Origin of the sequence: Pseudomonas sp. D3 (assembly GCF_029320995.1) — a bacterium.
Classification (GTDB): domain Bacteria; phylum Pseudomonadota; class Gammaproteobacteria; order Pseudomonadales; family Pseudomonadaceae; genus Aquipseudomonas; species Aquipseudomonas paraveronii.
This window is the reverse complement of the sequence record NZ_CP119772.1, coordinates 897,572-921,064: the sequence shown is the minus strand read 5'-3', so window position 1 is coordinate 921,064 and position 23,493 is coordinate 897,572. Positions and strand designations below refer to the sequence as shown.

The following is a 23,493-nucleotide window of genomic DNA, read 5'->3' as shown; positions in this document are numbered from 1 at the left end:
CCCGATAGCGGTGGGTCAGTCAGTAGATTTGATACTGATACACCGCAATCGGGGGCTTGCCCCCTCCCACATTTAGCCCCCATTCCCAGATTTAGCCTCCACTGCACATTTAGCCTCCCTCCCAGACTTAGCCACCCTCCCACATCGCGCCATCACCGCCCCTTGATCACCAAATCCACCGGAGTCTCCCCCACCGCCTGCCAGTTCGGCCGATACATCGACTCCACCTGCGGCGGCGGCACCCGATACGTCCCCGGCGTCACCGCCCGCGCCAGATACAACAAGTGCGTGGTGCCATAGCCATCCAGGTTCATCGCCGCCACATAGCGGTCATCACGAAACTCCTGATGCTTGAGTGACGCGTTCTGCATCGACTCGCGCCATTCCTTCACCTGGCTGCTGGCGTTTTCCAGGCTTGCGGCGCTTTGCGCCAGGTTCTGGTTTTCCAACTCCAGGCCCGCCGGCAACAGGTCCACCACCAGAGCGTCCGGCACGCGCTGCTTGGCGCTCACCGCCAGATGCACCAGCACCAGATCGCCGCTGTTGAGGCTACGCAGGTTCAGCGGCTGGCCGTTCATGCCCAGGTATTCGCGGCGGATGCTCAGGTTGTCGCCGCCGGCAGCCGGTGGCACCTGTGGATAACCCGAGATCGTCAACTGCTGGTACACCGGCGTCTCGCCCTGATTGCTCAGGCTCAGGTCGCTGGACAGCAGCGCGCCGGCCAACGCCAACGTCGACTGTTGATTATTCAATTCGCGCACGCCGCCACTGCCGGTGAGCGACACCTGCCAATTCGACTCAGGCTGGGCGAACCCGAGGCGCCCGGCGAGGAACAGCGAATTACGTTCCTGGGTCGACAAGTACGGGCTGGCCGCCAATTGATCCGACAGCGTAAACAAACGCTCTTCACGCTTGCCCTTGGCCAGGTCATTTTCTTCGAGCAGCGCCAGGATCATCGCCTGGTCCCGCAGCGGGCTGCCATAGTCGGCCAGCCATTCCTTGGCATTGCGTTGCGCCGCCAACCCTGCGAGCAAGGCTTGATCGGCGCGCGGCTGGTCGCCCATTTTCTGCAAGGCGATGGCCAGTTGCACCAACGGCAACCCGGAACGCGCATCGCTGCGCCGCTCGAACAGACTGCGCAACGCGCCCAACGGCGCCTGCTGACTGCGCGCCAGTACCAGGCCGGCGTAGGCCTGCACGGCAAAGCGGGTGTGCTCGGCGTTGTCGCTGTAGTCGACTTCGATCAGGTTGCGCTCCTGCACATAACGCAGCAGGCGCTCACTGGCTTTTTTCAAGGCGTCCGGCGGCACGGCAAAGCCCTGGTCGCGGGCGCGCAGCAGGAAGTCGGTGACGTAGGCGGTCAGCCAGTATTCCTCTTCGCCATCGGCGCCCCACAAGCCAAAGCTGCCGTTGTAGCGCTGCATGCCCAGCAGGCGTTCGATGCCCAGCTCGATCTTGCGTTTGCGCTCGGCGTCCGGCTCGCCCTTGACGCCCAGGCGCTTGAGCAAGGCATCGTCGGCATACAGCGACGGGTACAGGCCACTGGCGGTCTGCTCCAGGCAACCGTAGGGGTAAGCCTTGAGCGCAGTGATTTGCGCGCCGAGGTTCAACGGCGGCCGGCTCGACAGGCTCAGCAACGCCTCGCGCCCCGAGCTGTCGAACTGATCGAGCGCGCCCGCCGGTAGGCTCCACGGCTGCTCCTTGAGCACCGCGCGATACTGCTTGAGCAAGGCCGGGTAGGCCGGGCGCACGCCCAGGGTCCATTCGCGGCTGAACGGCGGCAGGTTTTCACCGGGCAGGTCCAGGCCGTTCACCGTGACCTTGAACTTGCCTTGCCCCAGGCCGCCCCAGGCTTTCACCGGGATGCGCAGCGTGGTGCGCTGGCCTTGTTTGAGTTCAACCGATTGCGCGCCACCGTTGACCAGCTCCAACTGCCCTTCGGCACTCAGTTGCACATCGAGCTTTTGCGCCTTGCCCGACAGGTTGGACAGGTCCAGCGCCAAGGTGGTCTGGTCGCCACCCGCAAGGAAGCGCGGCGCAGACAATTCGGCAATCAGCGGTGCGGCGATCACGGTTTTGGCTTCAGCCATGCCGTAGCGATCATCACTCCAGGCCTGGGCCATCAGGCGCAGCTCACCGTTGAAATCCGGGATATTGACGCTGATTTCGCCCTCGCCCTGCTCGTTCAACGTCACCGGCGCGCTTTGCAGGGCGACGATGGTCACGCTGGTGTCCGGGCGTTTGCCGCCTTTGGCCAACGCAGCGTCACCACCGAAGGCCAGGCTCGCCAGGCGCCCCTGGCCGGCCTCGATCAGTTGGCCATAGATGTCGAACTGGTCCACGCCATACGCCTTGCGGCCGAACAGGCTGGAGTACGGATCGGGCGTCGGGTATTCGGTGATATTGAGGATGCCCACGTCCACCGCCGCCACCAGCACATGCACCTGTTTGGGCACGCTGCCATCGGCATTTTTTGCGGCGACTTTCACCGTCAGCGCTTGTTTGGGGCGCATTTTTTCCGGGGCGGTGAGGGTCAGCGCAAGTTTGCGCTGGGTGCGATCCAACGGCAGGTGCAGCAGGCCCACCGCCCGTTTGGGGGTGATGTTGGCTTTGCGCTCGCCGGGGCGAATCACCAGGGCGCTGACGTAGAGATCATGACGCGCCCATTTCGGGTCGAGCTTCACGGCGAAACGTTTGCCCTCGGCTGGCACGTCGATTTCCTGCCACCACAGCGGCCCCTCGGCAGACTCCACCAGCAGGTAGCCTTTACCGGCCGCCGGCGGCGTCACGGTGACGTTGGCGGTATCGCCGTCGCCATAGGCGGGCTTGTCCAGCGCCAGCTTGACCTGATCGGGCCGCACGGCGCCGCCTTCGGTGTTGTCCTGGGCCTGGTAACCGGCCCAGAAGCGCAGGCTGCTGACCAGCCCGGTCTGCGGGTCTTCGACCTCGACGCGGTAAGGGCCCCACTCCACCTGGAAGCTGACCTTGGCGGTGTCGCCGGCCTTGATGTTCAGGGTCTGCTCGTCAAGGTTGAGGAATTTCTGGTTGTAGTGATAGCTCCAGCCGTCGCTCTCCGAGTAATTCCAGTAGTAGTCGCGGCGCTCGCGCACCAGGCGCACCTTGAGGTTTTTCGCGGCGAGTTTCTGCCCGGCCTGGTTGGCCAGCAGCACTTCAAATTCCGCCGGGCCGTCGCCGTTGGTTTCCTTGCCGTCAAACAGCCCGCGCAGACCCGGCAGTTGCTCGGCCGGCCAGATCGGCTGCACCAGGCGCCGGGTGATCGGGCGTCCGCCCGATTCGTGCAGGCTGGCTTGCACGATCAGTTGCAGCGGCGACTTGGCGTCGGCCCATTTGCTTTCCAGGCTCAGGGCTTCCTGGCCCTTGGCGTCGAGTACGCTTTCATCCAGTTCAAAATCCTGGCTCAGCTCTTCTTCGGTGACGGAGCCGAACTGGTAACCCGGCAGCGATTTCACCGCCTCGCGCAGCGGGCGCACATACACCTGCCCGCTGACCCGGTTGCCCGCCGCCGGCGCGCCGTAGAGGTAGCGGCCATTGACCTGGATGACCGGGTTCTCCGCCGGGCTCAATGCCGTGTCGCTGCCCTTGAGCTCCAGCGCCAGGCGCTCGGGCAGGAAGTCTTCGACAAGGAATTCATACAACTGTGGCTTGCCGTCGCCCAGGTCGAACACCAACTGCCAACGCCCGGTCGGCGCTTCGCCGGCCAGTTGCAGTTGATATTGATAGAGGCCGGACGCGTCGGCATCCCAGACGAATTTACGGCTAACCTGCTCATCCGGGCGACGCACTTCGACGCTCACCGGCTGCGGTTTAACTGCATTGCCGTCCTTGTCGCGCAACAAGGCGTTAAGCAGCACGGTTTCGCCAGGGCGATACAGATCGCGCGGGCCGAACACAAAGAATTGCAGCGGGTGCGACGGTTGCCCGCCGATATCGAACTCCGCCAGATCGAGGGCAGCACTGTCCAGGCGCAACAGGCTGGTCTGTTCGCCCTGCTTGGCCAGCAGCACCTGGGCCTTTTTCGGCAACGGCAGTTCGGCGTGACCGCCCTTCTCGGTCTTGCCCTGGCCCACCACCCGGCCCTCGGCGTCGAGCACTTCAAGGTCGACGCCATCCAGCGCCTTGCCGCCGTCCAACGCCTGAGTAAACACGTCCAGGCGATTGGCGTAGCGGTGAACCGACAAGCCGATATCACTCAAGGTGAACAACGTGGCCGGTTGCGAATAGTTGTAGGTGCCCGACGCACGCATCACCGCCAGGTACACACCCGGCTGCTGCAATTGCTTGAGGCCGGCGATCGGCAGCAACAGGGTTTCACGGGTATTGCGCGCCGGGTTCAGGTCGAAACGGCCGCCGTAGACCAGATCGGCCAGCGGCAGCAGTTCGCGCGATTCATAGCTTTGCAGGCTGGTGTTGCGCCCCCACTGCGCGAGGAACGACGGCAGGGATTCGGCCTTGATCCGGAAGAACTCGACGTCGATCTTGTCGACATTCAGCGCAATCACCGGCAACCCCTCGGCCAGGCGCGTGGGCAACAGCGTGCCACGGCTGGCGAAGCCGACAGTGGCTTGCAGGTCGCGGGTTTCCAGGCGGGCGATGTACTCGGCGGGCAACAGGTTGTTATTCACCGCGCGCACACCGGGGTCGACCGTCAGCACCAACTTGCGCTGCGGTTCCAGGTGGCGCAGGCGCAGCTCCATCAAGTTATCCGACAGCTCCCAGGCGCCGTCGACCTTGCCCGACTTGCTGTCCACCAGATGCAACTTGTCGGCGAATTTCTGCTCCGGGTCCAACGGGATGGAAAAACTCACCGACAACGTGCTGGCGCCGTCCAACTGCACCTCCGACACGTCCACCACACTCAGCTCACGCCCGGCATACCGCTGCTTCAACGCCGCCACATCCACCGCCGCCTTGGCTGCCTTCGGCGCTACGCTGCTCGCTGCTGGGGCGGGCGGGGCAGCCGGTTTATCGGAGGAATCGCAGGCGCTCAGCAGGGCCAGCGCACAAGCCAGGAACAGTCCTTTGTTAAGCATGAGGCACTCGTAGTCAGAGGAAACCGAGGGGTGAACTATATATCAGCGCCGGCCAAGCCGCTGTGGCGCCGGTCACATTGACCGACGGAGGGCGGTTTGGTTCTTCGCATCCCCCGACCCAAGCCAAATCCCACAAACACCGAAGATCAACATCACCGGAGATCAAAATCACTGGAGATCAAAATGTGGAATGAGGGGCTAAATGTGGAATGAGGGCTAAATGTGGGAGGGGGCTTGCCCCCGATTGCAGTGGGTCAGCTACAAATAAGCTGACTGACTCACCGCCATCGGGAGCAAGCCCCCTCCCACATTTAACCCCCCATTCCACATTGGTTCTGCGGCGTGCTGGGGGACGGTTACAATGCCACTCCCCCAAGGAGCCCAAATGACTTCACTGCTCAGCGACTGGCGCCACCGCCCAACCCACCGCCGCGTCTGGGCCCTGGCCGCGCCGATGATCCTGTCGAACATCTCGGTACCGCTGGTTGCCCTGGTCGACAGCATAGTCATCGGCCACCTGCCCCACGCCCACCAACTGGGCGCCGTCGCCGTCGGGGCCAGCCTGTATACCTTCCTCGCCTGGGCCATGGGGTTTCTGCGCATGGGCTCCACCGGCTTCGCCGCCCAAGCCGCCGGGCGCAATGACGGCGCGGCGCTGCGGCAAATCCTGCTGCAAGGTCTGTTGCTCGCGCTGGGGCTGGCGATGTTGCTTGGCACGGTGGGCATCCCCCTGAGTCACCTGGCCCTGGAGTGGATGCAACCCTCCCCCGAACTGAACCAACTGACCCGCGAATTTTTCCACACCCGCCTGTTCGGCCTGCCCGCGGCCCTCGCCAGCTACGCCCTGGTCGGCTGGTTCCTCGGCACGCAAAACGCCCGCGCACCGCTGGCGATCCTGCTGACCACCAACCTGGTCAACATCGCCCTGAACCTGTGGTTTGTACTCGGCCTGGACTGGGGGGTGGTCGGTTCCGCGCGGGCGTCGGTGATCGCCGAATGGACCGGCGCACTGCTCGGCCTGGCCCTCACGCAAAAAGCCCTGCGCGCCTACCCCGGGCATATCGCCTGGGCCGCTTTGCAACGGTGGCACAGCTGGCGCCCGCTGCTGGCGGTGAACCGCGACATCTTTATCCGCAGCCTGGCGTTGCAGTCGGTGTTTTTCATGATCACGGTACAAGGCGCCCGGTTGGGCGATGCCACGGTGGCGGCCAACGCGCTGCTGCTCAATGGCCTGTTGCTGACCGCCCATGCGCTGGACGGTTTGGCCCACGCCGTCGAAGCTCTGTGCGGCCACGCCATCGGCGCCCATGACCGCCACGCGTTGCGCCGCTCACTGGTCGTCGCCTGCGGTTGGTCGCTGATCGCCAGCGTCGGTTTTGCCTTGCTGTTCAGCTTCGCCGGCCATCTGTTTATCGCCATGCAGACCGATATCCCCAGCGTGCGCGAAACCGCCGACATCTACCTGCCTTACCTCGCGGTACTGCCGTTGATTGCGGTGTGGAGTTATCTGCTGGACGGGCTGTTTATCGGCGCCACCCGTGCGCGGGAAATGCGCAATGGCATGCTGCTGACAGTGCTGATTACGCTGCCGTTCGCCGGGGCGTTGCAGGGTTTGGGCAACCACGGGCTGTGGATAACCTTTCTGCTGTTCATGGCGGTGCGCAGTCTGACGCTCTGGGCGATTGCCTGGCGACTCAAGCGGCGGGGGCTTTGGTTGGGCGGGAATTGAAGGAAGGGCGGAATTGCCTACGATGGCGGGGTATCGGCAGTTAAATCACTGCATCACACACCGCCATCGCGGGCAAGCCCGGCTCCCACATTGGAGCCGGGTCGCTGCACTTATGAGGACAGGTAAGACGAACGCGTCAGGCCCAGACGCAACGCATCGAGAAACTGCGTGCGCTCGCTGGCGCTGATCTTCGCGCTCGCGCACTTGTCCCGGTAATGCGTCATCAACTCTTCCGGCGACAAGTGAACATAACGCAGCATGTCTTCGATGGTGTCGTGGGTCTCGATCCCGGCGCTGTACACCGAACCGTCGGCACGCTGGTAGATGTTCACCGAGTCGGTGTCACCGAACAGGTTGTGCATGTCACCGAGGATTTCCTGGTACGCGCCGACCAGGAAGATACCCAGCAGGTAATCTTCGCCATCCTTCAACGCGTGTACCGGCAGGCTGGTCTCGATACTCTGCTCGTCGACGTATTGCTTGATCTTGCCGTCGGAGTCGCAGGTCAAGTCCTGCAATACCGCGCGGCGCATCGGCTCTTCGTCGAGACGGTGCAGCGGCAGGATCGGCAGTACCTGGCCGATGGCCCAGGTATCCGGCAGGCTCTGGAACACCGAGAAGTTGCAGATGTATTTATCCGCCAGCTTGTCGTTGAGTTCGTCGAGCACCTGGCGGTGCGAACGCTGGCGCGCCTTCAGCGAGTTATGCAGGCGGCGGCACACGGCGAAGTAGCATTGCTCGGCCAGGGCTTTTTCCGCCAGGGTCAGTTTGCCGTCGGCGTACTGAGTGGCCACGTCGCTCATGTAGTGAGTGGCGCGCCAGTAGGTTTCGGTGACCATCTCGATGTCGGTCGGGCCGAGCAGGTCTACCAGCCATTGCACGGTTTCCGGCAGGTTCTCCTTGTTCTCGATCTGCGGCATTTCGTCGTTGTGTTTCTCGACGTCGGTGACTTGCACCACCAGCATGGCGTGGTGGGCGGTCAGGGAACGGCCGCTCTCGGAGAAGATGTTCGGGTGCGGCAGGCTCTGCGCGTCGCAGAATTCCTTGAGCATGCCCACGACCACACCGGCGTAGTCGTCCATGTCGTAGTTGATCGAGCTGGCGTTACGCGAGTGGGTGCCGTCGTAGTCAACGCCCAGGCCGCCGCCGACGTCGATGTGATCCACCGGCAGGCCGAGGTTGCGCAGTTCGCCGTAGTAACGAATGGCTTCCTTGAACCCGTGCTGGTAGTCGGCCAGGTTGGCGATCTGCGAGCCCATGTGGAAGTGCAGCAGGCGGATGCCCTGGTCCAGGCTGGCGGCGCGGAAGCGCTCGACCACCGACAACAGTTGCGCCGCCGACAGCCCGAACTTGGACTTCTCGCCGCCGGTGTCAGCCCACTTGCTCGACGCCAGGGACGACAGGCGCACGCGCAGGCCGATCTGAGGCTTGACCTTGAGGTTGGCGGCTTCTTCGATCACCAGCCCAACTTCGGACTCTTTCTCGATCACGATGAACACGTTGTGACCCAGCTTCTGGCCCATCAGCGCCAGGCGGATGAATTCGCGGTCCTTGTAACCGTTACAGACGATGGTCCCGCCTTTCGGCGCCAGCGCCAGCACGGCCAGCAGTTCCGGCTTGGAGCCGGCTTCCAGGCCGATGGACACGTCCTGGGTGGCGATGATGTTTTCGATCACCGCTTCCTGCTGGTTCACCTTGATCGGGTACAGCGCGGTGTATTTGCTCTGGTATTCCAGGCGCTCGATGTTCGAGTCGAATGCGCCGGTCAACTGGCGCACGCGGTCTTGCAGGATGTCGGGAAAACGCACCAGCAACGGCAAGGACAAGCCGCTTTTGCGCAGCGCGTCGACTTGCTCGTACAGGTCGACCGGCGTGCTGTTCGGGCCGTTCGGACGAACTTCAACGCGACCGGCATCATTGATCGCGAAATACCCGGCCCCCCAATGGCGAATCCCGTAAACACTGCGGCTGTCCGCAACTGTCCATTGGCTGCCATCGTCTTTGCGTGTGCGTCGTACGGACATCGAAGTCCCCTATAAATGAAGTCGAAGGCGCCGCCCCTCGTTCGAGGCTGGCGCAGTCTAAAGAATGAAAATGACGATTTGCCTGTAAGCAAGGTCAGACCCCACTCGCAGGACAGAGTTTAGACACAGGCTGGGAAGAGGCTTTCAGCCACCGGACTTCTTGGCCTTGTACCCGAGCTTGATCAACTCGGCCAACAGCAACTCGACGTGATCGCCCTGGATCTCGATGACCCCGTCTTTCAACGCGCCACCGGTGCCACAGCGCTTTTTCAGCGTGGTAGCCAGTTCCTTCAAGGCGTCTTCGGCCAGCGGCGCGCCGGTGATGGTGGTCACCGTTTTGCCGCCACGGCCTTTGCTCTCGCGTCGCACGCGGGCAATGCCGTCGCCTTCGGGGATCAGGGTTTGTTTGCAGGTACAGGCGTCCACGGGCTGACGACAATCCGGGCAGTGTCGACCTGCGTCGGTGGAAAATACCAGGCCGCCGAGGGCGGCGAAGGATGCGGCTTTTTTGGCCACCGGCAATCCTCTTGTGAGGACAAAGACTGATCGGCACACGCTCAGGAGGTTGCCGACCGCGAAGCCCCACTCAGGCAGGGGCAGCGCTACCGACCCGCCAAGGCGGTTCGGGTGAAAAGTCGCGCAGTGTAACCACAAAAGGCCCACTTGCTAAGGGCCAAATGGCGCCAATTTATACAACTTTAGCGACGTGAGGCCAGATAGCGGCGCAAGCCCTCTTGCGCGTCCGGGCAGTAGGGCTTTTGTTCAGCTTCCTGTAGGACTATTTCAAGGGGTAAAAAGCGCGCTTCCATGACTTCTTCAGGCTGCAGGCTCAGCGCGCCATCCCATACGGCTGCGTAGGACTTGCACCAGAGCCGGCTGTCGCCGTCCTCGAAGTAGAAATGGTCGTGTTCAACCAGTTCCACCCCGCCTACGCCGAGTTCTTCTTCAAGCTCCCGGGCGGCCGAATCGGCATAACTCTCGCCGTCCGCCACCATCCCGCCCGCGGCCGTGTCCCAGAATCCGGGGTACAGGGCTTTGCTCAGGGTGCGGCGATGCACGCACAGTTCACCTGCCGAGTTGAACAGGAAGATAAAGGTGCAACGGCCGATCAGGCCACGCTGGCGAAGGTCGGACCGGACCAGGGCGCCGAGCAGGTTGTCGTGCTCGTCGACCCAGCAGATCAGTTCCGCATCGGAGGCCGCGCGGTGCGCGGCCTCCTTTTGAGTCACGTCCATCATTACCCTTGGTTAAGGAGTTGACGCAAGTCGATCACGGCCGCGTTGGCCCGGGAAATGTAGTTGGCCATCACCAATGAGTGGTTGGCCAGTATGCCAAAGCCGCTGCCGTTGAGGATCATCGGGCTCCAGACCGGCTCTTGCGAAGCCTCCAGCTCACGAATGATCTGGCGCACGCTGACCGTAGCGTTTTTCTTGGCCAGCACGTCGGCAAAGTCGACTTCGATAGCGCGCAACAAGTGGGACAAGGCCCAGGCCTGGCCACGGGCTTCGTAGAACACGTTGTCGATCTGCATCCATGGGGTTTCCACCACTTCTTCATCGAGCTGCGGCACTTGACCCGGCGCCAGCGCTTCGGTTTTCAGTGAGGTGTTCAGCTTGACCCGGCCGACACTCGCCGACAGACGTTGCGACAACGAACCCAGGCGCGTGGCGACATCGCCCAGCCAGTTGTTGAGGTTGTCGGCGCGCGCATAGAACAACGCGCCGCGCTGGTTCGGGTCGGACAGGCGCGCTTCATAGCGGCTCAGGGAGTTGATGCCTTCCTGGTACTCCGACTCGCTGGAAGGCAGCACCCAGCTCTTGTTGTCAAAGTTGAAACGCGGCTCAGCCTTGGCGAGGTCGGTGTCTTCCGCCGACTGCGACTGGGAGCGGGCGAAATCCTTACGCAAGGCACGGGTCAGGTCGCGCACCTGCACCAGCACGCCGTATTCCCAGCTCGGCATGTTGTCCATCCACAGGCCAGGCGGGAAACGGTCGTTGGAAATATAGCCACCGGGCTTGTTCAGCAAGGTGCCGGCCACGGTCTTGAGGGTTTCCACGGTGGTGTAACCCACCACCATCTGCTTGCCTTCCTTTTCGGCGGCAAGCTGGGCGTTCTGCTGGACCGGGAACAGCGCCGGCTCTTCGCTCCAGTACCAACCCAAAGCACCGGTAACCAACAGATACAAGCCAAGTACGCTGAGCACCGCTCGGCTCATCAGCATGCTACGCAAATAGCTGCGGTTGCCCGACTTGGGTTCAGGGGCGGGGCCTTTGGCACTGCCTGCACGGTTTTTCCAGTCCAGCATGGCGATATCCTTTCAATCACTTGAGTTCATGCACTTCAATCGACGGCGTGCGTTCAAACACTCCGACAGCAACCCTACCCCATCGTGCCCGTCAATGCGGGGCTTTTCATCGCACAGCCGTCATCCAATGGGCGTACCTGGGGGCATCCGACTATAAAGGATGCAGGTTTTTTTCGCTGTGCGACCAATGAGTCAGCAACTGAATGCCAGGGATACGCAGTTAATTGACGTATGACACTCATCGAACCGAAAAGAGGTGCTAGCATAGAGCCATTAGTCGACCTCAGTACGCACCTTCACTAGTAGTCAAGATATGACCGAGCCAGAAGACCCCAGCCGTGAGCGTCTCAAGCAGCACTTTGCCCAGCGGGTAATTCATCAGGCACGTCAAATTCTTGAGATCTGGCAGCGCCTGCAGCGCAGCGAATGGTCCGACGTCGACTTCTCCGAACTCAGCGAAGCCAACCTGCGACTGCTGCGCTTCGCCGAACGCTTCGAACAGCCCGAGCACCACCAGTTGGCCCAGCATATCGGCGAGTCGCTCAAAGCGGTGGACGCCAATCGCGGCCGCCTGAGCAGCCAACTGATCACCGAAATCAACCGCCTGATGCAACGCCTGTCCCGCACCGGCCTGCGCCAGGGCGACCAGCTTGAGCAAACCTTCCTGCCGCCGATGCGCAAGCCGATCTACGTGATGCTGGCCGATCACGATCGCGCCGAGCGCCTGGCCAAGCAACTGGAATTCTTTGGCTTGAGCGCCCAGTCCCTGGACAGCGTGGCGGCGTATCGTGTGGCGATGGCCGAGCGCCTGCCGTCGGCGATTGTGATGGACGTGGACTTCTGCGGCCCGGGTCTGGGCCTCCAACTGGCCGCCGAGGCCCAGGAAGGCCTGGAGCAAAAGCTGCCGTTGCTGTTTTTCAGCCTGCATGAAACCGACACCCCGACCCGCCTCGCCGCCGTGCGCGCCGGCGGCGAAGAGTTCCTGACCGGCACGCTGGAAGCCTCGAGCCTGCTGGAAAAGATCGAAGTGCTGACCTGCGTTGCGCAGTACGACCCCTATAAAGTGCTGATCATCGACGACTCACGGGCGCAGGCGCTGCACACCGAGCGCCTGCTCAACAGTGCCGGCATCATCACCCGCACGCTGATCGAGCCGATCAAGGCCATGGCCGAGCTGGCGGATTTCCAGCCCGACCTGATCATCCTCGACATGTACATGCCCGCCTGTACCGGCACCGAACTGGCCAAGGTGATTCGTCACAACGACCGTTACGTCAGCGTGCCGATCATCTACCTGTCGGCCGAGGACGACCTGGACAAACAGCTGGACGCCATGAGCGAAGGCGGCGACGACTTCCTCACCAAGCCGATCAAGCCGCGCCACCTGATCACCACCGTGCGCAACCGCGCGGCCCGTGCGCGCAACCTCAAGGCACGGATGGTGCGCGACAGCCTGACCGGCCTGTACAACCACACCCATATCCTGCAACTGCTCGAAGACTGCAGCTTCCGCGCACGCCGCGAGAACAAGCCGTTGAGCTTTGCCATGCTCGACATCGACCACTTCAAGCGGGTCAACGACAGCCACGGCCACCCCATGGGCGACCGGGTGATCAAGAGCCTGGCGCTGTTTCTCAAACAGCGCTTGCGCAAGACCGACTACATCGGCCGCTACGGCGGTGAAGAGTTTGCGATTGTGATGCCCGATACCGACCTGGAATCGGCCTGCAAGGTGCTGGATGAGATTCGTGGGCGCTTTGCCGAAATTCACTACCCGGCCCAGCCGCATGACCTGTGGTGTACCTTCAGCGCCGGGCTGGTGGAGCTGTGCGACGATTCCGACAGCCTGATGATGGCCACCCTAGCCGACGAGGCGCTGTACCGCGCCAAGGATGCCGGACGCAATCGCGTTCAAGCCGCGCGCACATCAAAGCAAAGTGCCATCTTTTCACCGGAATCCAGTGATTCCGTCATAACTTTGTAATGGAAACGCAATAACTTCAGGCACTTAACTTTTGCTGTCGGTTGAAACCACGCATGCGCCTGAAGCTGCTGACCAATCTCAATACCCTCCTGCTGGTGGCCGTGTGCCTGGCACTCGGGGCGACGCTCTGGTGGTCGCAACGCGCACTGGAGCGGCCTTACTTGTTGATGGAACGCTACCTGGGGTTGTCGCAGACCTTCCAGAACCAGGCCGCACGCAATATCGACGACTACCTGGCCAGCGGCGACGCCCTGCGCTTGAGCAGCGCCAGCCAGAGCCTGGAAAGCCTGCTGCAGCACTTGGATGAATTGCCTGCCGACCTCGCGCAAAGCCTGCGCCCCAGCCTGAAGGAGCTCGATACCTTCAGCAAAACCGACCTGCTCGCCGCCGGCAAATTGGCCGGCGACCCGCAAGCGCTGCTGCTGCAAGCCGAGCGCGAATTGGGCGCGAACCTGGAGCAACTGAGCCAGTACGCCAGCGCGGTCAATTCGCCCGACGCGGCGCGCTACCTGCCGCCGCTGCTGGCAGCCTCGCAGCACCTGGGCAAGCTGTCCCTGGCCCGCGACAAGCTGGTGAGCAGCGGGCGGGCGGAACTGGCGGACGATGTGGAGCGCGAAGTCGCCAATATCCGTGGCCAGGCCGACCTGCTGGAGCAACTGCCCTTACTCGGGGTCAAGGCCAGCGCCGGTTCGAACACCGATGACTTTTCGGCACTGATGGGCCTGGAAAACAGCGAAAAAGCCGAAACACAAGACACCGGCGTCGACCTCAAGCGCGAACTCAACAGCCTGCTGACCCGCTACCCGGCCGAACTCAAGCGTACCCGCGAGCAAATCCAGCAGCGCGCCAACCTGGCCGCCAGCACCCAACTGAAAATCGCCGCCGTGCAACAGGCGATCGCGGGCCTGGAGCCGGTCGTGCGTGGGCAACACGCCGCGATCCAGGGCGAAGTGCGCCTGATGCAAGGGGTGATGATCGGCCTGATCCTGCTGATCGCGCTGCTGATCGATACCCTGCAACGGCGCCTGGCGCGGGTGCTGACCAACCTGGCACCGGCCCTGTCGACCTGGGCCGAAGGCGACTTCAGCCAGCCGATTGCCCTGGGCAAGACCAACCGCGAACTGCGCGACATCGAAGCCTCCCTCAACCGCCTGCGCGCCTATCTGGTGGACTTGGTGGGCACCATTCGCGGCAATGCCGAGGAAGTGGCGGGCAGCAGTCGCGCCCTGGCCGAGTTGAGCAGCGGCCTACACGACGGCGCCGAGCGTCAGGCCGGGGACACCGCGCAGATCCGCGACTCGCTGGGCGAACTCGAAGCAACCATCCAGCAGGTGGCCGGCGACGCCAGCCAGGCCGCCGGCGCCAGCCGCAGCGCGGGCCAGGCGGTGGAACAAGGCCAGCGGGTGATCGGCCTGAGCCTGACCGGGCTGCATGCGCTGGTCGGCGAAGTGCAGCAAAACGCACAGATGATCGAGAAACTCGCCGAAGAGTCCGCGACCATCGGCGGCGTGTTGACGGTGATTCGCTCGATAGCCGACCAGACCAACCTGCTGGCGCTCAACGCGGCCATTGAAGCCGCCCGCGCCGGGGAAGCCGGGCGCGGTTTCGCCGTGGTCGCCGACGAAGTGCGCTCCCTGGCCCAACGCACCGCAGGCGCCACCGCCGAAATCCAGGGCCTGATCGCCGGCCTGCAAACCGCTGCCCGCCAGTCGGTGGAAGGCATGCGCGCGCAGGTCGAACACGCCGAAGCCACCGCCCAGCAAGCACAAGCGGCCGACGGCGCGCTGGATGAAATTGTCGGAGCGATACAGACCATTTCCGACACCGCCGTGCGCATCGCCGATGTGACCGCGCAGCAGAGCGGTGCCGTGAGTGAGATCCGCGATAACAGCGAACGGATTCATCAGCTGGGTGAGGACAACCTGCTACGCATCGGCCAGGGCCGCAGCCAGGGTGAACACCTGTTGGTGCTGGGCGGCCAACTCAACACTGCCGTCCAAGCCTTCCGCGTCTGACCCGATCTAGCGCCATGCGAAGAACCAATGTGGGAGGGGGCTTGCCCCCGATAGCGGTGTGCCAGTCTCAATATCTGTAACTGATCCACCGCTATCGGGGGCAAGCCCCCTCCCACATTTGACCTCCTGTGTTTTCAAAATCGTGTTGCCAATGACCAGGCCGGGCAACTTGGTCACAAATTTTGCGCAATCCTCGCTAATCGTGCAGCCTACTGCATAGAACTGGACAGTCATAAAGACTTTGCGGCATAGTCGCCGGGTTCTGCCGTACCCACATCAATAACAAGGAACAGCCGATGGCGACCTTACTGGTTCTTCACGGACCCAACCTGAACCTGCTCGGCACCCGCGAACCGGGCGTCTACGGGGCTGTGACCCTGGAACAGATCAACCTCGATCTGGAGCGACGGGCTCGTGAAGCCGGCCACCATCTGCTGTACCTGCAAAGCAACGCCGAGTACGAATTGATTGATCGCATCCACGCCGCGCGCGGCGAAGGCGTGGACTTTATCCTGATCAATCCCGCCGCTTTTACGCACACAAGTGTTGCATTACGTGACGCGCTGCTGGCGGTGAGCATCCCATTCATCGAAGTGCATTTGTCGAACGTGTACAAACGCGAACCTTTCCGCCATCACTCTTACTTCTCCGACGTTGCGGTAGGAGTGATCTGCGGCCTTGGCGCCAGCGGTTACCGACTGGCCCTGGAGGCCGCCCTGGAACAACTTGAACAACCGGCCAAGCGCCCCTGACCGACCCTTGGGAGTTGATGATTCATGGATATCCGTAAAGTTAAGAAACTGATCGAACTGCTGGAAGAGTCCGGTATCGACGAGCTGGAAATCAAGGAAGGCGAAGAGTCCGTCCGGATCAGCCGTCACAGCAAGACTCCGGCCCAGCAGTTCTACGCGCCACAGATGCAAGCCCCGGCACCCGCTGCTCCGGCTGCCGCACCTGCTGCCGCCGCGCCTGCCGCCCCGGCCGCGCCTGTGCTGAATGGCTTCGTGGTCAAGTCGCCAATGGTCGGTACGTTCTACCGCACCCCGGCACCGACCTCGCCAGCCTTCGTTGAAGTCGGCAAGACCGTGAAAGTGGGCGACACCATTTGCATCGTGGAAGCGATGAAAATGATGAACCACATCACGGCCGAAAAAGCCGGCGTCATCGAATCCATCCTGGTAGAAAACGGTCAGCCGGTTGAATACGACCAGCCGCTGTTCACCATCGTTTGAACCGCGGAGCGCCTTCGATGTTGAAACCTGCGAAGAAACTGCAAAAAGTCCTGATCGCCAACCGCGGCGAGATCGCGCTGCGTATCCTGCGCGCCTGTAAGGAAGAGGGCATCAAGACCGTCGCTGTTTACTCGACGGCCGATACCGAACTGATGCACGTAAAACTGGCGGACGAAAGCATCTGCATCGGCCCGCCACTGGCCGCGAACTCGTACCTGAAAGTCGCGAACATCATCGCCGCCGCAGAAGTGACCGGCGCTGATGGCATTCACCCGGGCTACGGCTTCCTCGCGGAAAACGCCGATTTCGCCGAACAGGTGGAAAAGTCCGGGTTTGCCTTCATCGGCCCGAAAGCCGAGACCATTCGCCTGATGGGCGACAAGGTCTCGGCCAAGGACGCCATGATCGAAGCCGGCGTGCCAACCGTTCCCGGCTCCGACGGCCCGCTGCCTGAAGACGAGACAACCGCTCTGCGCATTGGTCGCGAAGTCGGTTACCCGGTGATCATCAAGGCCGCAGGCGGCGGCGGTGGTCGCGGCATGCGCGTGGTGCATAAAGAAGAAGACCTGATCGAAGCGGCCAAGCAGACTCGCTCCGAAGCGGCTGCCTGGTTCGGCAACCCGATGGTCTACCTGGAAAAGTACCTGACCAACCCACGTCACGTGGAAGTGCAGGTGCTGTCCGACGGCCAGGGCCACGCCATCCACCTGGGCGACCGCGATTGCTCGCTGCAACGTCGTCACCAGAAGGTATTGGAAGAAGCACCGGCACCGGGCCTGGACGAGAAAGCCCGTGAGGAAGTGCTCGCGCGTTGCGTCAAGGCATGCATCGACATCAACTACCGTGGCGCCGGTACCTTCGAGTTCCTCTACGAGAACGGTCGTTTCTACTTCATCGAGATGAACACTCGCGTACAGGTAGAACACCCGGTTTCGGAGATGGTCACCGGTATCGATATCGTCAAGGAGATGCTGAGCATCGCCGCCGGTAACGAGCTGTCCTTCACCCAGGACGACGTGAAGATCCACGGCCACTCCCTGGAGTGCCGGATCAACGCCGAAGACCCGAAAACCTTTATCCCGAGTCCAGGCCTGGTCAAGCATTTCCATGCTCCAGGCGGCAACGGCGTTCGCGTCGATTCGCACCTGTACAGCGGCTACAAGGTTCCGTCCAACTACGACTCGCTGATCGGCAAGCTGATCACCTGGGGCGCCACCCGTGACGAGGCCATGGCCCGCATGCGTAACGCCCTGGACGAAATCGTGGTCGACGGCATCAATACCAACATCCCGCTGCATCGGGATCTGGTCCGTGATGAAGGCTTCTGCAAAGGTGGTGTGAACATTCACTACCTGGAACACAAGCTGGCCAACCAGTAAGTGCTCCACCCAACAAAGCCGCCTTCGGGCGGCTTTGTTGTTTCTGTGCGCTCTATTTTGAAGATGCACACAGTCCAAATGTGGGAGGGGGCTTGCTCCCGATAGCAGTGTGTCAGTCAACTTATCTGAGACTGAACCACCGCTATCGGGGGCAAGCCCCCTCCCACATTTGACCGGCGTACAGTCAGCACAGTCGTCTTCTGCCCGCCGCTCGCGTAAACTTGCGCGCTTTCGCAGCCCCTCCCCGCTGCACACTCATTTTTTCAAAGGTGCCCGCCATGCCTTGGCTGCAAGTCCGTCTCGCCATCAGCCCAGAACAAGCCGAAACCTACGAAGACGCGTTCCTTGAAGTGGGCGCCGTCTCGGTGACCTTCATGGACGCCGAAGACCAGCCGATCTTTGAGCCGGAACTCAACACCACCCCACTGTGGTCCCACACCCACTTGCTGGCCCTGTTCGAAGACGGCACCGATGCCGCCGCCGTCCTGGCCCATATGGAACTGCTCACCGGCGGCCCGCTGCCCGAGCACCACAGCGAAATCATCGAAGACCAGGACTGGGAACGCAGCTGGATGGACAATTTCCAGCCGATGCGTTTCGGCCAGCGCCTGTGGATCGTCCCGAGCTGGCATGCCGCGCCTGAACCAGAGGCGGTGAACCTGCTGCTGGACCCGGGCCTGGCGTTCGGCACCGGCACACACCCGACCACCGCGCTGTGCCTGGAATGGCTGGACGGCCAGGACCTGAACGATTGCCACGTGCTGGACTTCGGCTGCGGCTCGGGGATTCTGGCGATTGCTGCCCTATTGCTGGGCGCCAAGGAAGCCGTCGGCACCGATATCGACGTACAAGCCCTGGAAGCCTCCCGCGATAACGCCGGGCGCAACCACATTGCTGAAAGCAAATTCCCACTGTACCTGCCGGAGCAATTGCCCCAGGTGCAGGCGGATGTGCTGGTGGCCAATATCCTCGCCGGTCCGCTGGTGGCCCTGGCGCCGCAGTTGTCGAGCCTGGTCAAGCCGGGGGGCCGTCTGGCACTGTCGGGCATCCTCGCCGAACAGGGTGACGACGTTGCCGCCGCCTATGCACAGGATTTCGAGCTCGACCCGATCGCCAATCGTGATGGCTGGGTACGCATCAGCGGGCGTCGGCGCTAGAATGAGCGCTTGCCTGAATCGGATGGCCGCATGACCGACAGTTTCGTCACCCAGTGCCCACATTGCCAAACGCGCTTTCGCGTCAGCCATGCTCAGTTGAACGTGGCACGCGGTGTCGTGCGCTGCGGCTCGTGCCTGCAAGTGTTCAACGCTGCGCGCCAGTTGCTGGAGCAGCGCGCCCACGCGCAAGCGCCGAAGCCTGAACAGCCGGCCACAGCGGAACACGCCGCCGAGGCGCCCCGGGCAATCAGCCAGAAGCAGTGGACAGCCCAAGAGCTGGACCTGGACAACCTGGACCTGGACGAAGAGCTGGCCAAGCTGGAACGCCGCGAGATTCAGCACACCCAGCCGCAGGGTGCGGAACGCCGTCAAGGCGCCGACCGGCGCAAAAAGGAAGATGCCCTCAGCGCCAGCCGCGACACGATCAAGGCCGAGGAAGAAAAATGGGCCGCCAGCCTGTTCAGCGAACCGCCTGAAGAACGCGCCAAGGCGCCCGAAGACGAACCTGAACCGGCAAATCCCTCTGCGACCAAACAGCGCACCGAGCCGTCAATGTCACTCGACACCGACGACATCGACGATGAGCCACCACTGCGCGCCACGCCCGCCGATGAGCACGAGCAACTCGACCCGCCCGTGAGCGCTGTCAGCGACGAAGCCGACGAACCTGAACCCGACGAGCGCCCGCTGTCCGGCCGCAAGCGCTCGCGCACTGCCGCCAGCGCCCACGACGACCTGCTGCAGGATCTCGAAGATGACCCGCTGCACTTGTACTCAGGCAAACGCCCGTCGAGCTGGGGCCGTCGCCTGATCTGGCTGCTGCTGGTGCTGATCGCCGCCGCCGGCCTCGCTGGCCAGTACATTGCCTACCAATTCGACGACCTGGCGCGCCAGGACGCCTATCGCCCGTGGTTCCAGCAACTGTGCCCGACACTGGGCTGCACGGTGCCATCACGGGTCGATATCGCGCACATCAAGAGCAGCAACCTGGTGGTGCGCAGCCACCCGGAATTCGCCGGCGCGCTGGTGGTGGATGCCATCATCTATAACCGTGCGACGTTCTCCCAGCCGTTTCCGCTGCTGGAACTGCGGTTTGCCGACCTGAACGGCAGCCTGATCGCCAGTCGTCGCTTCAAGCCCGCCGAATACCTGAGCGGTGAGTTGGCCGGGGTCAGCGAAATGCCGTCGCAGACGCCGATCCATATCTCCCTCGACATCCTCGACCCCGGCAACAAAGCCGTGAATTACAGCCTGAGCTTCCACTCGCCCGAGTGAATCGGCTCGGTCACCGAGGTTTGACGGCAGATTATTGACCGGACCGCCGGCAACCAAACCAGCAGCGATAAAGAAATAACTGTTCAGATTTTATCCAATTCAGCCTTTATCCAGTCATCGAGAGCGGGTATCATGCCAACCCTTTTTCGAACTCTAATGATCCGGCCCCACAACAGGGAAGTCCTATGTCGGCGGTACGCATCGGCCCATACACATTGCACAATGGCTTGATTCTCGCCCCAATGGCGGGAGTCACCGACCAGCCCTTTCGTCAGCTGTGCAAGCGTTTGGGCGCGGGTCTAGTAGTCTCGGAAATGGTCACCAGCGACATGAGCTTGTGGAACACCCGCAAATCGCGGCTGCGCATGATCCACGAAGGCGATCCCGAGCCCCGCTCGGTGCAGATCGCCGGTGGCGATGCACAGATGCTGGCGCAGGCGGCCCGGGCCAACGTGGAGCTGGGCGCGCAGATCATTGATATCAACATGGGCTGCCCGGCCAAGAAGGTCTGTAACAAGGCCGCCGGTTCCGCGCTGTTGAAAGATGAACAGTTGGTCACCGAGATCCTGCAGGCCGTTGTCGCCGCAGTGAATGTACCGGTCACCCTGAAGATTCGTACCGGTTGGGACCGGGACAACAAGAATGGCCTGACGGTGGCGAAGATCGCCGAACAGGCGGGTATTTCAGCGCTGGCGGTGCATGGCCGCACCCGCGCCGACCTTTACACCGGTGAAGCCGAGTACGACACCATTGCCGCGATCAAGCAGGCGGTGTCGATGCCGGTGTTTGCCAATGGCGATATCGACTCAGCCGAGAAAGCCCGGCGCGTGCTGCACGCGACCGGCGCCGATGGCCTGTTGATTGGCCGGGCCGCCCAGGGGCGGCCGTGGATTTTTCGTGAAATCGAGCATTTTCTGCGTACCGGCGAGCTCCTGCCGGCACCGGGGTTGATCGAGGTGGAACGTATTCTGCTAGAGCATCTGGCCGCCCTGCACGTCTTCTATGGAGACGTGATGGGAGTACGCATTGCTCGCAAGCATGTCGGCTGGTATCTCGCAACCCTGCCGGGCGCCAGGGAGTTTCGCGCCCAGTTCAATCGTTTGGATGATACGCAAGCACAGGTCGCCACCGTTCGAGAGTACTTCAGCGAGCGTGACAAGAGCCTGGTGACAGGGGACGGAGAAGGGGTGGCCGCATGACGACGATGACCGAGACTTTAGTGAGTGGAACAACACCCGTGAGCGACAACGTCAATTTGAAACAGCACCTCAACACGCCGAGCGAAGAAGGCCAGACCCTTCGCGGGAGTGTCGAGAAGGCGCTGCACAATTATTTCGCCCACCTTGAGGGCGCTTCCGTCACGGACGTGTACAACCTCGTGCTCTCCGAAGTCGAGGCGCCCTTGCTCGAAAGCGTGATGAACTACGTCAAGGGCAACCAGACCAAAGCCAGTGAACTGCTGGGTCTGAACCGTGGCACCTTGCGCAAAAAGCTCAAACAATACGATTTGCTGTAAGCATTCAATCCGACCAGAAAGGCGCCCGCGTAACACCGGTCGCCTTTTTTGCTGACTCCTTTGCTTTTGATGGAAATTGAAATGACCGACCAGACCACCCGCCTGCCGATCCGCCGCGCCTTGATCAGTGTCTCCGACAAGACCGGGGTTCTCGAATTTGCCCGGGGGCTGGAAGCCCTGGGTGTGGAAATCCTCTCCACGGGCGGGACCTTCAAACTGCTGCAGGACAACGGCGTGGCCGCAGTTGAAGTCGCGGACTACACCGGTTTCGCAGAAATGATGGACGGTCGGGTCAAGACCCTGCACCCGAAAATCCACGGTGGCATCCTAGGCCGTCGTGGTATCGACGAGGCCATCATGAACGAGCACGGCATCAAGCCGATCGATCTGGTCGCGGTGAACCTCTACCCGTTTGAAGCTACCATCAACAAGCCGGGCTGCGACCTGCCGACCGCCATCGAAAACATCGATATCGGTGGCCCAACCATGGTTCGCTCGGCCGCCAAGAACCACAAAGACGTGGCCATCGTGGTCAACGCCAGCGACTACGCCCAGGTGCTTGAAAGCCTGCAAGCCGGTGGCCTGACCTACGCCCAGCGTTTCGATCTGATGCTCAAGGCGTTCGAACACACTGCCGCCTATGACGGCATGATCGCCAACTACATGGGCACCGTGAACCAGGCCGCCGAGACCCTCAGCACAGAAGGTCGCAGCCAGTTCCCACGGACCTTCAACAGCCAGTTCATCAAGGCCCAGGAAATGCGCTACGGCGAGAACCCGCACCAGAGTGCGGCGTTCTACGTGGAAGCCAAGCCGGCCGAAGTGGGCATCGCCACCGCGACCCAACTGCAAGGTAAAGAACTGTCCTACAACAACGTGGCCGATACCGACGCCGCGCTGGAATGCGTGAAGAGCTTCGTCAAGCCGGCCTGCGTGATCGTCAAACACGCCAACCCATGCGGCGTGGCCGTGAGCCCGGACGCTGAAGGCGGTATCCGCCAGGCCTACGAACTGGCCTACGCCACCGACACCGAATCGGCCTTCGGCGGCATCATCGCCTTCAACCGCGAACTCGACGCCGAGACCGCCAAGGCCATCGTCGAGCGTCAGTTCGTCGAAGTGATCATTGCCCCGTCCGTCAGCGAAGAAGCCCGCGCCATCGTCGCCGCCAAAGCCAACGTGCGCCTGCTGGCCTGCGGTGAGTGGTCGGCTGAACGTGCCGCTGCCTGGGACTACAAGCGCGTCAACGGCGGCCTGCTGGTGCAAAGCCGCGACATCGGCATGATCAGCAGCGCCGATCTGAAAGTGGTGACCAAGCGCGCGCCGACCGAGCAGGAAATCAACGACCTGATCTTCGCCTGGAAAGTGGCCAAGTACGTTAAGTCCAACGCCATCGTCTACGCCAAAAACCGCCAGACCATCGGTGTCGGCGCCGGCCAGATGAGCCGCGTAAACTCGGCGCGTATCGCTGCGATCAAGGCTGAACACGCCGGTTTGCAGGTTGCGGGCTCGGTGATGGCGTCCGACGCGTTCTTCCCGTTCCGCGACGGCCTGGACAATGCCGCGAACGCTGGCGTGACCGCGGTGATCCAACCGGGCGGCTCGATGCGTGATGCCGAAGTGATTGCTGCTGCTGACGAAGCCGGCATCGCCATGGTCTTCACCGGCATGCGCCACTTCCGTCACTAAACAGCACCGCTTCCCGACTGTAGGAGCGAGCTTGCTCGCGAAAAGCTCAAAAACGCCACGGGGTGTCAGGTTTCCCTCGTTATCGTTGACGACCTTCGCGAGCAAGCTCGCTCCTACAGGGAAGCACAGCGTTTCTC

16 protein-coding genes and 1 pseudogene are annotated in these 23,493 nt (G+C 62.3%); 11 read left to right on the top strand and 6 right to left on the bottom strand.

All coding sequences use genetic code 11. The annotated features are described in order from the left end of the window. Positions 1-152 precede the first annotated feature (152 nt). The gene (locus P3S72_RS03935) at positions 153-5,051 is read right to left on the bottom strand and encodes an alpha-2-macroglobulin (protein ID WP_276196329.1); all 4,899 of its coding nucleotides are present in this window, start codon (positions 5,049-5,051) and stop codon (positions 153-155) included. Between the two features lie 385 nt (positions 5,052-5,436). Here P3S72_RS03935 and P3S72_RS03930 point away from each other — a divergent pair, with 385 nt between their 5' ends. Further along, the gene (locus tag P3S72_RS03930) at positions 5,437-6,780 is read left to right on the top strand and encodes an MATE family efflux transporter (RefSeq protein ID WP_276196328.1); all 1,344 of its coding nucleotides are present in this window, start codon (positions 5,437-5,439) and stop codon (positions 6,778-6,780) included. A 110-nt stretch (positions 6,781-6,890) separates the two neighbouring features. Here P3S72_RS03930 and speA read toward each other — a convergent pair whose 3' ends face one another. The 4 genes from speA to P3S72_RS03910 form a co-directional block, all read right to left on the bottom strand. Continuing rightward, entirely contained in the window at positions 6,891-8,804 is a 1,914-nt protein-coding gene (gene speA / locus P3S72_RS03925) for an arginine decarboxylase (RefSeq protein ID WP_276196327.1), read from the bottom strand. Between the two features lie 144 nt (positions 8,805-8,948). Continuing rightward, on the bottom strand, positions 8,949-9,320 hold the full coding sequence (locus P3S72_RS03920) for a translation initiation factor Sui1 (RefSeq protein ID WP_247400115.1): 372 nt from the start codon (positions 9,318-9,320) through the stop codon (positions 8,949-8,951). A gap of 182 nt (positions 9,321-9,502) precedes the next feature. Then, positions 9,503-10,039: an NUDIX hydrolase gene (locus P3S72_RS03915; protein WP_247400113.1), complete on the bottom strand. Its 537-nt coding sequence runs from the start codon at positions 10,037-10,039 to the stop codon at positions 9,503-9,505. A gap of 2 nt (positions 10,040-10,041) precedes the next feature. Beyond that, entirely contained in the window at positions 10,042-11,109 is a 1,068-nt protein-coding gene (locus tag P3S72_RS03910; RefSeq protein WP_276196326.1) for a DUF2333 family protein, read from the bottom strand. A gap of 313 nt (positions 11,110-11,422) precedes the next feature. On the opposite strand from P3S72_RS03910, the gene P3S72_RS03905 reads away from it, so the two are divergent. From P3S72_RS03905 to purH, 10 genes are all read left to right on the top strand, one after another. Next, positions 11,423-13,093 (top strand): diguanylate cyclase, encoded by a 1,671-nt coding sequence (locus tag P3S72_RS03905; RefSeq protein WP_276196325.1) that lies wholly within the window; start codon positions 11,423-11,425, stop codon positions 13,091-13,093. A 53-nt stretch (positions 13,094-13,146) separates the two neighbouring features. Beyond that, complete coding sequence (locus tag P3S72_RS03900) at positions 13,147-15,108, top strand: methyl-accepting chemotaxis protein (RefSeq protein ID WP_276196324.1); 1,962 nt, start codon at positions 13,147-13,149, stop codon at positions 15,106-15,108. Between the two features lie 296 nt (positions 15,109-15,404). Then, a complete protein-coding gene (gene aroQ, locus P3S72_RS03895) occupies positions 15,405-15,860 on the top strand; it encodes a type II 3-dehydroquinate dehydratase (protein WP_017849665.1) in 456 nt (151 codons plus the stop codon). A 24-nt stretch (positions 15,861-15,884) separates the two neighbouring features. Further along, positions 15,885-16,340: an acetyl-CoA carboxylase biotin carboxyl carrier protein gene (gene accB, locus P3S72_RS03890; protein WP_276196323.1), complete on the top strand. Its 456-nt coding sequence runs from the start codon at positions 15,885-15,887 to the stop codon at positions 16,338-16,340. A 17-nt stretch (positions 16,341-16,357) separates the two neighbouring features. Beyond that, positions 16,358-17,719, top strand: a complete 1,362-nt coding sequence (gene accC, locus P3S72_RS03885; RefSeq protein WP_276196322.1) for an acetyl-CoA carboxylase biotin carboxylase subunit — start codon at positions 16,358-16,360, stop codon at positions 17,717-17,719. A 278-nt stretch (positions 17,720-17,997) separates the two neighbouring features. Then, positions 17,998-18,876 carry a 50S ribosomal protein L11 methyltransferase gene (gene prmA, locus P3S72_RS03880; RefSeq protein WP_276196321.1) on the top strand — a complete coding sequence of 293 codons (879 nt, stop codon included), beginning with the start codon at positions 17,998-18,000 and terminating at the stop codon, positions 18,874-18,876. Positions 18,877-18,906: 30 nt separating this feature from the next. After that, positions 18,907-20,151 (top strand): DUF3426 domain-containing protein, encoded by a 1,245-nt coding sequence (locus tag P3S72_RS03875; protein ID WP_276196320.1) that lies wholly within the window; start codon positions 18,907-18,909, stop codon positions 20,149-20,151. Between the two features lie 185 nt (positions 20,152-20,336). Next, positions 20,337-21,350 (top strand): tRNA dihydrouridine synthase DusB, encoded by a 1,014-nt coding sequence (dusB, locus tag P3S72_RS03870; RefSeq protein WP_247398770.1) that lies wholly within the window; start codon positions 20,337-20,339, stop codon positions 21,348-21,350. Next, complete coding sequence (fis, locus tag P3S72_RS03865) at positions 21,347-21,667, top strand: DNA-binding transcriptional regulator Fis (protein WP_043049474.1); 321 nt, start codon at positions 21,347-21,349, stop codon at positions 21,665-21,667. The genes dusB and fis overlap by 4 nt, the downstream gene beginning before the upstream one ends. Before the next feature lie 81 nt (positions 21,668-21,748). Then, complete coding sequence (gene purH / locus P3S72_RS03860; protein WP_276196319.1) at positions 21,749-23,356, top strand: bifunctional phosphoribosylaminoimidazolecarboxamide formyltransferase/IMP cyclohydrolase; 1,608 nt, start codon at positions 21,749-21,751, stop codon at positions 23,354-23,356. A gap of 15 nt (positions 23,357-23,371) precedes the next feature. Here purH and P3S72_RS03855 read toward each other — a convergent pair. Further along, positions 23,372-23,485 (bottom strand): annotated as a pseudogene (locus P3S72_RS03855) (outer membrane lipoprotein carrier protein LolA); the annotation flags it as partial. Positions 23,486-23,493: the final 8 nt, after the last annotated feature.

Bases quoted from the DNA above. Each gene is read 5' to 3' on its own strand.
- speA (WP_276196327.1), bottom strand. From the start codon at position 8,804: ATGTCCGTACGACGCACACGCAAAGACGATGGCAGCCAATGGACAGTT.
- aroQ (WP_017849665.1), top strand. From the start codon at position 15,405: ATGGCGACCTTACTGGTTCTTCACGGACCCAACCTGAACCTGCTCGGC.
- prmA (WP_276196321.1), top strand. From the start codon at position 17,998: ATGCCTTGGCTGCAAGTCCGTCTCGCCATCAGCCCAGAACAAGCCGAA.
- P3S72_RS03935 (WP_276196329.1), bottom strand. From the start codon at position 5,051: ATGCTTAACAAAGGACTGTTCCTGGCTTGTGCGCTGGCCCTGCTGAGC.
- fis (WP_043049474.1), top strand. From the start codon at position 21,347: ATGACGACGATGACCGAGACTTTAGTGAGTGGAACAACACCCGTGAGC.
- P3S72_RS03910 (WP_276196326.1), bottom strand. From the start codon at position 11,109: ATGCTGGACTGGAAAAACCGTGCAGGCAGTGCCAAAGGCCCCGCCCCT.
- accB (WP_276196323.1), top strand. From the start codon at position 15,885: ATGGATATCCGTAAAGTTAAGAAACTGATCGAACTGCTGGAAGAGTCC.
- purH (WP_276196319.1), top strand. From the start codon at position 21,749: ATGACCGACCAGACCACCCGCCTGCCGATCCGCCGCGCCTTGATCAGT.
- P3S72_RS03915 (WP_247400113.1), bottom strand. From the start codon at position 10,039: ATGGACGTGACTCAAAAGGAGGCCGCGCACCGCGCGGCCTCCGATGCG.
- P3S72_RS03875 (WP_276196320.1), top strand. From the start codon at position 18,907: ATGACCGACAGTTTCGTCACCCAGTGCCCACATTGCCAAACGCGCTTT.
- P3S72_RS03905 (WP_276196325.1), top strand. From the start codon at position 11,423: ATGACCGAGCCAGAAGACCCCAGCCGTGAGCGTCTCAAGCAGCACTTT.
- dusB (WP_247398770.1), top strand. From the start codon at position 20,337: ATGTCGGCGGTACGCATCGGCCCATACACATTGCACAATGGCTTGATT.
- P3S72_RS03900 (WP_276196324.1), top strand. From the start codon at position 13,147: ATGCGCCTGAAGCTGCTGACCAATCTCAATACCCTCCTGCTGGTGGCC.
- P3S72_RS03930 (WP_276196328.1), top strand. From the start codon at position 5,437: ATGACTTCACTGCTCAGCGACTGGCGCCACCGCCCAACCCACCGCCGC.
- accC (WP_276196322.1), top strand. From the start codon at position 16,358: ATGTTGAAACCTGCGAAGAAACTGCAAAAAGTCCTGATCGCCAACCGC.